We start from the raw sequence: 9959 nt of genomic DNA, 5'->3' as shown, positions 1-9959 counted from the left end.
ATCAGATAATCTGTCAGCGAAGCTAATAGAGATACTACTGATAATTAACAATATAAATAACATGCGAAACTTGAGTAATTCTCTCTTTCCTATCTATTCATTGCATTTGCTCCTATTGCTCCGAGCAGTGCCGAAACTACTGCAATCACAACTTTCAATATTGCGTCCAAAGTCATTTTCTTCTTCATAATGTAGTTATTATTAGTGATTAATGATTAATGATTAGTGATTAGTGATTAATGATTAATTGGTTAATTGGTTATCCCAGCGGATTATCATCTATTCCTCCGTCTCCCGAATTTCCTCCCGTAGAATTATCTTCGTCGGAGTTTGAACTACCTTCCACAGCCGCTTTGATATCGAGGAATTCGATTTTCTCTCCGGCACGTGTGGAAGTCAGGTTGGGCTTTACACTGGTCGAGGGACGGAAGTTTATCCGTACGCTTTTAATATTCTTTGCCGTACATTCTTTTTCCGTTTCCGTTCCTACAGTGCGAGCCGATAGACTGAATACCCCGAAGTCCTGTATATTCACGGAATGCCCGTTATACAAAGCTGTCCTCATTGCTTCCACAAAATTCGTCAATACGCTCTTGATATCTCCCAGCGACAACGAACTCTTCTCTTTCATCTCATACGCAATGCTTTCCAGATTTGCACTTTGTCCCATAGTCACCAGACGCGGGTAATACATCAAAGGAGACTGCTTGTCTCTCAAGTCCTTTCTATGGACTGTCTTTTTAAATGGTACTGCCATAACTTTTAATTTTAATTTAATTTAATTTTCCACTTTACTCGTCCCTTCCTGCAGGTTGGTGAGACAAAGATACATCATCTCTGCCTGTGCTTTTGTCGTGTATTGTTGTCCAGGTATCTGTATATTAATTATTTTTATTCCGGTGTATTATATTGTGTTATTCATTTCCGTATATCCCCATAATTTTGTACATTTGAGTCATAAAACCAACTATAATTCATAATTTATAATTCATAATTTATAATTCATAATTCATAATTCATAATTCATAATTCAAAATTCAAAAAAGCATCAACATGGAAAATCATTGTATTGAAGAACCCTTTCTCATTCGTTCCTACAGCAAGTCCGAACTTGCCCATTTGTATAATCCCGATATGCCTATCGTCCCTGCCATGCGCAAGATGCGCTACTGGATAAGCCGTAATCCCGAACTCCACAAAGCTCTTTATCAGGCGGCGGAGTCTCCCGGCGACCATCGCTATACCCGTCGTCAAGTACGTCTTATTGTGAATACGTTTGGAGAGCCCTGAACGCTTTCTTAACTCCCGGCATTTGATTATAATGAAAATCCCGTATGATTGATACCATACGGGATTTTCATTATAATGCTTTAGAGCCTGTTTAAGAAGAAATAATCCGCGTTCGTCCGCTTAATCCGCGTTGTCCGCGTACCCATTCTCCTGAATAAAAACTTTTTGAGGAAAATTTAAACAGGCTCTTAAACAGTCTCTTAAACAGTCTCTTAAACAGTCTCTAAATCAAAAAGGCAATAGCCCGTCTTCCTCTTTCTCTTCTTTTTCTTCCTCCTCCTCTTTTTTCTCGTTTCCGCTATCTTTGAATCCCTTCTCTATCTCATCATGTTGCAGATCAGTCACTTCATATTCCGTGCTTCCCTGCCGGTTTCTTCTTGTTCTGAATCCGTATTTCTCCAGCGAGGTTATTAATGTCTGTGTCGTCTGCCTGTTTACCTGTATCTTGCCATAGATGGCAATCTTGCTTAGTATGGCTGCGGCAGGCATCCACTTCACCCGTAGGTCTTCCGGTTGCGGCTTGCTGAAGTACACGAACAGGTTTTCCTCCACCGGATCTTTCATGCGGTGCAACTCATTGTGCCGATTCAGTTCGTCTATTTCCTCGCCTTCATACCAGTATTGGTATCCCTCTTTCAGCAATGCGTAAGCCTGTGCATATATTCCCTCGTAATTGACTGGTGTCCGATAGTCCAACGAGATGACGGAAGAGGGGAGGAATCGGCGGTTTCCGCCTATATCCTGCAAGCATTGGCGATTGTTGGTACTGGCAATGAACGACGCGTGTCGCACGAAATTATAGGCTTGTGTGTCATACGCTTTTCGTTCGGTCACACTCTCCTGGGTGATAATCCGTTTCAGTCCCGCCAGGTCGTTCATTCTAACCCCTTCGAACTCCTCCATATTGATGATGATATGCGTACTGAGCAGTATCTGGTGGTCCTTGTTTCCCGGATCTACCATACCGTTACGGTAATACTCTTTCCACTGGGGAGGTAGCAAACGCCGTATCCAGGTGCTCTTTCCCTTTCCTTGTTCAGAGTAGAGGATGATAACGAGATGATTCACCTTGTCGTCCAGCAATGCGCCCGCCAGCATTCCTACGAACCATTTCCGGAAACTTTTCTTCCAGAACTTCTGATCTTCGGTTTGTACCGTATCCGCCAACTCGCCGATGTAATCGGTCACTCCGTCCCACGGCGGTAGTTTCTCAATGTAGTCCGTGAATGGATTGTAATCCTTCGCGTATGAAGAGTCGATAACCGTTTGCAGATAATTGCGGTAGCACCTGATGCCTGCCAGTTGCAGGCTCAGGAAGATGGAATTGTAGCTGCGCGCCCTCATCGGCCGAAACTTGCCTTTCCATTTCTCTTCCTTCTCATCTATATCGAGATATTCCAGTCTGTCCAGAATTACATTTCTGCGGATATTATAATGCGCCTGCAGGAAACTGATCAGTTGGTTGATGATGTCCGGTTTCTCCTCCTTGCGTTCAAGAGCATCGTGCGTTTTGTTCGTGTAGGTATAAGCATTGTGCATGGGTGTGGCTATGTCTATGCCTTCCTGTCCGAACTTCTCCTGTGCCAGCTGTATTGCTACATTTTCTTCCAGTCCTTTCGAGTAACATTTGTTTCCCAAAGAGAACAGAAAATTGTCCCGGTTTCCCGGTTCAAATTTTGAAATTCTCTTTATCGCCAGTACTGCCTTATTGAATTCCATTCTTTCCCACGGCTCGGCTTCTGTCGTATTACTCTCTGTTCTCCTGTTTTCTGCCGGCTTATTACTTGCCGCTTTTTTGCTTGTTGTTCTTTCGTCTACCATGCTTTCGTTTATCATTCTTTCGCCTTTCTTTCTCCCCGCTTGCGGTTTTTCGGGTGGAACGATACCGGTCAGCATCTCGTCCACTTCTCTCATCAGCTCTTCGTTCAGGTACGCCTTCTCGTCGAAAGAGGTGAAGAATCCTCTGGACAAGTCTTTTCCGCTTCCGTCCACTTCTACGCCAAGCAACCGCTCATAGTATTCCTTGCAGGCGTCGTACATTATCCTGTGATACTTTTCCAGAGTGGCGAAGTCCATTTCTCCCATAGCGAAACTTTCTCTTAGGGTCATGGCGTATTGTGTACGCAGAAACACGAAGATTTTGAATCCATGTCCTTTGGGGGTGAGGAAGCCGGCCAGCGTATTAGGGTCTTCATTGATTTTCTTCCTCAACTCTTCCAGTTTCTCTTCGGGTTGGTCGTCAATGTCCAACACAATGACATGCGTGTACCTTGTGATGCTGTACGCCTGTCTTTTCTCCCTGTATCCCGCCGTGACGGTGTAGAATGGCAACTGCTTCTTCACATGGTTCGCTTCCTCTATCTTCTGTTCGCTGACGAGTCGCCTGACTTTGATTACAAGCCTTGCATGTACTCCTTTTGTAATGTTCTCAATTACTTGCCGGAGGGTAAGTTCCCCCCGGACGTTACTGAATCCGCTGTATGCGGTTACCGGAATGTTTTCCATCTTTTGAGTTGTTGTTAGGTCATTTGCCTTATGGCGATGCAAAGTAGGGTATAATATCTGAAATGGCAAAAACGCCTTTTTGCGTTTAAAAAGGCGTTTTTCCACAAACTAACGTAACTATTTCTCTTATTCCCTTTTTCCTGTTTCCCTTTCTTCTTCCAGGATTGTTTTTCTTAGGTTAATGATTTCAGTATTAATGCTTTTCAGTGACAGGAATCCCTCTTCGTTCCTCCCTTTTTCAAAGCGGGCGATGTGGTCTAACTTCTTTGCCAGATGCATGGTGCCTTTTAGTCCGCTCTCTTTTTTGTTACTGATAAGCATGTTTATCCAAGGAATTAGGAATTCTTTTCTTTTTTCCGCCTTAACCACTATTCGTTCGTTAAGTGCCTTATCTTCAACCAGTAGGATATTCACCCTTTTTCCATTTCTCTCGATTTTGATGTCATAGCCATCCTTACTAATGAGTTCGATACTCAAGATTGTGTTTTTTTAATCATGAAATTACAATTTTTAGAATTAATAATTTATTTTATATTCACATTTGAAAGCAAAATTAGTAATTATTGCCTATGATGTGTACCATTTCTATCTATAATAATAAAGATTTTCTATGTTATGTGTTACACACATTTTTAATTAATAGGTAGGGGGTACCTACCACCTATTAATTAAAAATGTGTGTGTAACAGGGGCTATAGAAAAAGTAGAGAAATACGCGCCTGCGCGTGTATGCGTGCGTACATTATTATGTGAATTAAGTGATATCAATAATGATTGTAAAAGATGGGGATGTCCCAAAATTGTTCGTTTAATAGACGCTTTTTCAGGCTACATTCATTTTATGATTCTTTCAATAAGATATTGTTTTGAAACCACAATTGTTCTTTTAATATAACTTATTGTTAATCAGATACATATGAGAGGTGGAAGTCCGGGTAAGGCGACTAACTGCCCGTTTACACTTATTCGTGGTGATAAGGCCCCCCATTAAGGATATTCATGGCACGATACAGTTGCTCTACAAATACCAGCCGAACCATCTGATGTGAAAAAGTCATTCTTGAAAGAGACATCTTTTCGTGAGCCGCTTGATACACCTTTTCGGAAAAGCCGTACGGCCCGCCGATAACAAATACAAGCCGTTTATTTACGGTATTCATTTTGCGCTTCATATAGTCTGCAAACTCTATGGAGCGCATTTCTTTTCCTCCCTCGTCCAGCAACACTATCACATCTCCCGGCTGGAATGCTTTGCATATCAATTCTCCTTCTTTTTCTTTCTGTTGTTCCATCGGAAGATTCTTGGTGTTTTTTAGTTCCGGAATGACTTCTATATCGAATGACAGGTAGCGCTTAGTGCGCTGCGTATAGTCATTAATGGCAGTGATAAAATGTTGTTCTACGGTTCTTCCTACGACGAGCAAAGTTGCTTTCATGCTGATATTGTTATGGTTAGCGCACAAATTTAGTACTTTTTTATTGTATTTTATATTAAATGCTTACCTTTGCCTATCGTTAATACTTGTATTTATGAAAAAACGAGTAGTTTTATTCTTGACCTGTCTCTTCATCTGGATGTCTTCGCTCTTTGCGCAAGACGTGCCTGTGGGGGTGATTGTGGCTTTCAAAAAAGGAAACTCTCAGGAACTCAACAGGTATCTGGGTGACAAAGTGGATTTGATTATTCAAAATCGCACGACTAATGCTGACAAGCCGACGGCCGAGGGAGCAATGGCTGACTTTTTTGCCAATAATAAAGTCAGCGGCTTCAATGTGAATCACGAAGGGAAACGTGATGAATCCAGTTTCGTTATCGGCACGCTGGCTACTACAAACGGAAACTTTCGGGTGAATTGTTTCTTCAGAAAAGTACAAAACAGATATATTATACATCAAATAAGAATAGATAAGACGAATGAATAAGGAAGAAGAATTGATTGACAGATTGATAGATCTTGCTTTTGCTGAAGATATAGGTGACGGTGACCATACTACTCTTTCGTGTATCCCTGCTACGGCGATGGGGAAATCCAAGCTTTTGATTAAAGAATCCGGTGTATTGGCAGGTATAGAGATTGCCAAAGAAGTTTTCCGTCGTTTTGACCCCGATATGAAAGTAGAGGTTTTCATTAATGATGGCGCATGGGTGAATCCGGGCGATGTAGCAATGGTGGTAGAAGGTAAAGTACAGTCGCTGTTGCAAACCGAACGTTTGATGCTGAATATCATGCAACGTATGAGCGGTATCGCAACCATGACGCACAAGTATGCAGAGAAACTGGAAGGTACAGGTACCCGTGTGCTCGATACCCGTAAAACTACCCCGGGTATGCGCATCCTTGAAAAGATGGCGGTGAAGATTGGTGGCGGTGTCAATCATCGTATCGGACTTTTCGACATGATTCTATTGAAAGACAATCATGTGGATTTTGCCGGAGGTATTGATAAAGCTATTAATCGCGCCAAAGAATACTGCCGGGAGAAAGGCAAAGACCTAAAGATAGAAATCGAAGTGCGTAATTTGGACGAGTTGCAACAGGTGCTTGCAATTGGCGGAGTAGACCGTATCATGTTCGACAACTTCTCGCCTGAAACGACGAAGAAAGCTGTGGAGATGGTAGCGGGTCGGTATGAAACCGAATCGTCCGGAGGTATCACTTTCGATACATTGCGCGATTATGCCGAATGTGGCGTAGACTTTATCTCTGTTGGCGCTTTGACCCATTCAGTGAAAGGACTGGATATGAGTTTTAAAGCGTGTTGACAAGAACAGGAGTCGGTATTAGAAAATAAAGAAAAGCCTCTTATAAGTTTGCCATTCTATTGCAATCCTTATGAGAGGCTTTCTTCTTCATAAATAATCCCCATTCTTTAACTTCTTTTTAGATATAATATTGCAGCATTCTACGGAAGGCTGCGTCTAACTAACAAACGACGCAAAGAGGCGTCTCGTAAAAAGGCATTGACTTTGGGAAACGAGATAGACATGATAGAGGGCTGCCGGGTAGGGAAAAATTCCGCTCGTCAAGAATTGTACACTCTCTACTCCAAACAGATGCTGGCGGTATGCTACCGTTATACGGGTGACTTGGATGCGGCGCATGATGTACTGCACGATGGATTTATCAAGATCTTCACTCATTTCACCTTCAGGGGAGATAGTTCTCTGGGAACGTGGATGACGAAAGTGATGGTAACGCAGGCCATAGATTACTTGCGACGGCAGAAGCGGGTCAACCAATGGGTAGTGAACGAGGAACAACTGCCTGACGTACCCGACGAGGCAAGCATAGCTGATAGCGGTAACCGTCTCTCCGAAGAGCAATTGATGGAATTTGTTGCAGAGCTTCCCGATGGATGCCGAACCGTTTTCAACTTGTATGTGTTTGAAGAGAAATCACACAAGGAGATTGCGGAACTGCTTGGAATCAAGGAACATTCGTCTACCTCGCAATTGCATCGTGCCAGGAGTTTGTTAGCAAAAAGAATTAAAGATTATATAAGGTATGAAAGGAAATGATGAAATAACCGGTTTATTCCGCAGTCGCCTCACCGGTGCTGAAATGACGGTACGCGATGGCTTCTGGGAAGAATTGCAAGGGGAACTGTCCGCTATCGAGGCCGATACCCCAAATACTTCCGCAGCGGTCGCATCCGGTCAGGCTGTTGCTTTACCTCAACAAAAGCAGAGGCGCTTCGTTTTTACTCCACGGTTCTATCGCGGGGTTGCCGCCGCTTCCGTAATTTTTGTATTGGGAATTGCTTCCGCGGCATTCTGGTACTTCTCTCCGAAGGAAGAAATTCAGGAAGCGTTTACCAAAGTGGCTACTCTGACGCCCGAAGGTAGCTTGAACGGTGATGTAGTACAAGAGAAATTTCCTTCTATCCATGAGACTAAGCCGGTGGCTCATAAATCCGGGAACAAACATCCGGGACAGGCTTCGTCCGCTACCGTGTTGGCGGTAAATGAAGAGGAAGACGACGAATCTGTGTCCGTCACTGTTTCCATAACGATTACACAACGCGTATTTGGTAACCATCAGCAAGGGGGAAATGGCATGTATGGCCAGAATGCGTCGCAGAATGAGAACGGTTACCACAGAACGGCTGACTCTGCAAACACAATTTCTGATATGGAATCCGGTGTACATTCCGAAAACACAGTTTCCGTTAAAGAAGTAACAGGTTCCTCCAAGGATTGGGCTTTGGAAGCTGGTGTAGGAACATCGTTGCCCGAAGGGAGTTTTGGAATGCCGTTTACGGCAGGAGTTTCCGCAGAACGTCGTCTGAATAAATGTTTTTCCCTTGAGGCTGGATTGCAATACAATCGTCTTGATGCAAACCGTGTGATACATACGCTGGCTGTTCCGGTAAAGCTGAATGCGATATTGGCGAGTAATCCGAAAGTCGATTTCTATGCGACATTGGGCGGTGCGGCTGAAAAATGTATAGCAGGAGCCGGAGATAATGGTTTTGGAGCAGAGCCTGTACAACTGTCCGTTGCTGCCGGTTTGGGAGTGCGTTACAAATTGAACGACCGGATAGCATTGTTTGCCGAGCCTACGGTATCCCACTATTTTGATACGGACTCGCAGACGAAAACTCTGTATACGGAACGTTCCATGAACTTTAATCTACTTTGCGGTGTTCGTATGATATACTAACCTAAATATACAACGCTATTATGAAAACTCTTTCCTTAATATATAAATCTCGTATTCCGGCAGTTATACTGTTCGTTTTACTATCATTCGCTTTAGTGTCGTGCTCAGAAGAGACGTTGGATTACAATAATCCGGACGTGGATTTATTCGTAAAGCAACTGAAAGCGGGAAAATACTCCACTCAAAGTCCTGAAGGATTGAACGATGTGCCCCGGTTCACGGTTGAAGATATAGAAGGTCTGCTGATGTATTCGGAGGATTTAACGGTAATTCCTTCTTTCCCTTTGGCTCCGGTATCTTACTCGGCAGGCGGTAAACTTCGTTTAGGTGAATGCATTCTGTGGACGGTGGAAACTATTCGTTTGGGACAAAATGCTTCGATGGGCTGTAAGATGGTGCATACGGATGCGGAGAATTATGAAGGCATTTACTTCCTGTCTGATGATGAAGTGCTGGATGCTGCTACCCGCTATCGCCGCTGGTGGGAGGGGCGTAAATATCCCCGTACGATGTGGACGATAGACCCATGCCATAATGAACCGCTTTGCGGAAGCGGGTACATGTGGTGGTAAGAATAATCAACTATTCGGTTTAAAATTAACTAAGTGAGAAAATACTGTACCCTAATCGGGCTGCTTCTTGCAGTAGCCATTCCTGTTTGCGCTCAAAACTGGACATCTCAGGACTCTCTGCGTTTGCATCGTTTGTTGAACGGGGCGGGAGAAATACAGTTGAATCCGGATGCTTTGAAGGAACTGGAAATACAGCGACCGGTAGGTACGCAGCGTATGTCCAATGAAAAGCGTTGGCTGGACTTTGATGTCACGTTACCTGAGACTCCGGATACATCGAAACTTAAAGTTTTCCTCACTCTGCGTCCATATAAGGCAAATACAAAATACAACTGGGATCCGGTGTATCAGAAGAAGATAAAGATAGATAAGAATACATGGAGGAGTGATCCTTATTATGAACTCAAAACACGTTATATATATAGTAATTGGGCTAAAACTCCTTTAGACAAAGGGCCGCGCGAAACCGTAGAGCAAATAGAAGCGAGCGGACTGCGTTACCGGACGACGGAACGGGCTAACAACATGGCAGTCGGCAGTTGGCGGGGAACTTCCGCTCCGTCGGGTATGGATTTTATGACGCCTTTCACGAAGGATTTCTGGAACGTCAAAGGGCGTAAGCGCCGGGCGCGTACTCTGGAAGTATTGCGTGAATATGGTGACTCTACGACGGTGTTGAAAAAGAAACCTGTCAAGGTGAAGGAGACGAAGAAGAAATAGTCGAATGATTCGTCTGGCGAGGCTGAAATATTCATCTCACGAGACGAAAAAATCTGTCTCACGAGACGAAAATATTCATCTCACGAGACAAAAAAATCCGTCCCACGAGACGAAAAAATCCGTCTCGTGAGACGAATATATTCATCTCATGGGACGGATTTTGTTCCTTCTCCGGTGAATTGATTCTAACCTACATTATTCATAGTGT

At 43.6% G+C, this 9959-nt stretch carries 12 protein-coding genes; 7 read left to right on the top strand and 5 right to left on the bottom strand.

Annotated features, from left to right (window positions below; genetic code table 11):
* Positions 1-89: 89 nt before the first annotated feature.
* Positions 90-188, bottom strand: coding sequence for a smalltalk protein (locus B2Z67_RS08770; RefSeq protein ID WP_291529447.1), 99 nt, complete (start codon positions 186-188; stop codon positions 90-92).
* A gap of 71 nt (positions 189-259) precedes the next feature.
* Positions 260-757, bottom strand: a complete 498-nt coding sequence (locus B2Z67_RS08765) for an HU family DNA-binding protein (RefSeq protein WP_291529446.1) — start codon at positions 755-757, stop codon at positions 260-262.
* Positions 758-1053: 296 nt separating this feature from the next.
* On the opposite strand from B2Z67_RS08765, the gene B2Z67_RS08760 reads away from it, so the two are divergent.
* Complete coding sequence (locus tag B2Z67_RS08760; protein ID WP_291529445.1) at positions 1054-1290, top strand: DUF4248 domain-containing protein; 237 nt, start codon at positions 1054-1056, stop codon at positions 1288-1290.
* A 228-nt stretch (positions 1291-1518) separates the two neighbouring features.
* Here B2Z67_RS08760 and B2Z67_RS08755 read toward each other — a convergent pair whose 3' ends face one another.
* The 3 genes from B2Z67_RS08755 to rlmH all read right to left on the bottom strand — a co-directional run bounded on the left by B2Z67_RS08755 (position 1519) and on the right by rlmH (position 5231).
* Positions 1519-3795 (bottom strand): VapE domain-containing protein, encoded by a 2277-nt coding sequence (locus tag B2Z67_RS08755; protein WP_291529444.1) that lies wholly within the window; start codon positions 3793-3795, stop codon positions 1519-1521.
* A gap of 126 nt (positions 3796-3921) precedes the next feature.
* Entirely contained in the window at positions 3922-4272 is a 351-nt protein-coding gene (locus B2Z67_RS08750) for a hypothetical protein (protein WP_291529443.1), read from the bottom strand.
* 485 nt (positions 4273-4757) lie between these two features.
* A complete protein-coding gene (gene rlmH / locus B2Z67_RS08745) occupies positions 4758-5231 on the bottom strand; it encodes a 23S rRNA (pseudouridine(1915)-N(3))-methyltransferase RlmH (RefSeq protein WP_291529442.1) in 474 nt (157 codons plus the stop codon).
* Between the two features lie 94 nt (positions 5232-5325).
* Between rlmH and B2Z67_RS08740 the strand changes: the two genes are divergently transcribed.
* The 6 genes from B2Z67_RS08740 (at position 5326) to B2Z67_RS08715 (ending at position 9751) form a co-directional block, all read left to right on the top strand.
* The gene (locus B2Z67_RS08740; protein WP_291529441.1) at positions 5326-5718 is read left to right on the top strand and encodes a DUF4783 domain-containing protein; all 393 of its coding nucleotides are present in this window, start codon (positions 5326-5328) and stop codon (positions 5716-5718) included.
* The gene (nadC, locus tag B2Z67_RS08735; protein WP_291529440.1) at positions 5711-6559 is read left to right on the top strand and encodes a carboxylating nicotinate-nucleotide diphosphorylase; all 849 of its coding nucleotides are present in this window, start codon (positions 5711-5713) and stop codon (positions 6557-6559) included. The genes B2Z67_RS08740 and nadC overlap by 8 nt, the downstream gene beginning before the upstream one ends.
* A 222-nt stretch (positions 6560-6781) precedes the next feature.
* Positions 6782-7315, top strand: coding sequence for an RNA polymerase sigma factor (locus tag B2Z67_RS08730; protein ID WP_414630795.1), 534 nt, complete (start codon positions 6782-6784; stop codon positions 7313-7315).
* The gene (locus B2Z67_RS08725) at positions 7302-8459 is read left to right on the top strand and encodes an outer membrane beta-barrel protein (RefSeq protein ID WP_291529438.1); all 1158 of its coding nucleotides are present in this window, start codon (positions 7302-7304) and stop codon (positions 8457-8459) included. The genes B2Z67_RS08730 and B2Z67_RS08725 overlap by 14 nt, the downstream gene beginning before the upstream one ends.
* 20 nt (positions 8460-8479) lie before the next feature.
* The gene (locus B2Z67_RS08720) at positions 8480-9031 is read left to right on the top strand and encodes a DUF4943 family protein (protein WP_291529437.1); all 552 of its coding nucleotides are present in this window, start codon (positions 8480-8482) and stop codon (positions 9029-9031) included.
* A 33-nt stretch (positions 9032-9064) separates the two neighbouring features.
* Positions 9065-9751, top strand: a complete 687-nt coding sequence (locus tag B2Z67_RS08715) for a DUF4858 domain-containing protein (protein ID WP_291529436.1) — start codon at positions 9065-9067, stop codon at positions 9749-9751.
* The last annotated feature ends 208 nt before the right edge of the window (positions 9752-9959 follow it).

The sequence above is a fragment of the Bacteroides sp. UBA939 genome, from assembly GCF_002293435.1.
In the GTDB taxonomy this organism is placed as follows: Bacteria; Bacteroidota; Bacteroidia; order Bacteroidales; family Bacteroidaceae; genus Bacteroides.
Note: the sequence above shows the minus strand (reverse complement) of the source record. Positions and strands in the feature narration are given on the sequence as shown.

What these genes read in the sequence shown, in the direction of transcription:
- B2Z67_RS08770 (WP_291529447.1), bottom strand. Translation starts at nt 188, where the DNA reads ATGAAGAAGAAAATGACTTTGGACGCAATATTGAAAGTTGTGATTGCA.
- B2Z67_RS08765 (WP_291529446.1), bottom strand. Translation starts at nt 757, where the DNA reads ATGGCAGTACCATTTAAAAAGACAGTCCATAGAAAGGACTTGAGAGAC.
- B2Z67_RS08760 (WP_291529445.1), top strand. Translation starts at nt 1,054, where the DNA reads ATGGAAAATCATTGTATTGAAGAACCCTTTCTCATTCGTTCCTACAGC.
- B2Z67_RS08755 (WP_291529444.1), bottom strand. Translation starts at nt 3,795, where the DNA reads ATGGAAAACATTCCGGTAACCGCATACAGCGGATTCAGTAACGTCCGG.
- rlmH (WP_291529442.1), bottom strand. Translation starts at nt 5,231, where the DNA reads ATGAAAGCAACTTTGCTCGTCGTAGGAAGAACCGTAGAACAACATTTT.
- B2Z67_RS08740 (WP_291529441.1), top strand. Translation starts at nt 5,326, where the DNA reads ATGAAAAAACGAGTAGTTTTATTCTTGACCTGTCTCTTCATCTGGATG.
- nadC (WP_291529440.1), top strand. Translation starts at nt 5,711, where the DNA reads ATGAATAAGGAAGAAGAATTGATTGACAGATTGATAGATCTTGCTTTT.
- B2Z67_RS08730 (WP_414630795.1), top strand. Translation starts at nt 6,782, where the DNA reads ATGATAGAGGGCTGCCGGGTAGGGAAAAATTCCGCTCGTCAAGAATTG.
- B2Z67_RS08725 (WP_291529438.1), top strand. Translation starts at nt 7,302, where the DNA reads ATGAAAGGAAATGATGAAATAACCGGTTTATTCCGCAGTCGCCTCACC.
- B2Z67_RS08720 (WP_291529437.1), top strand. Translation starts at nt 8,480, where the DNA reads ATGAAAACTCTTTCCTTAATATATAAATCTCGTATTCCGGCAGTTATA.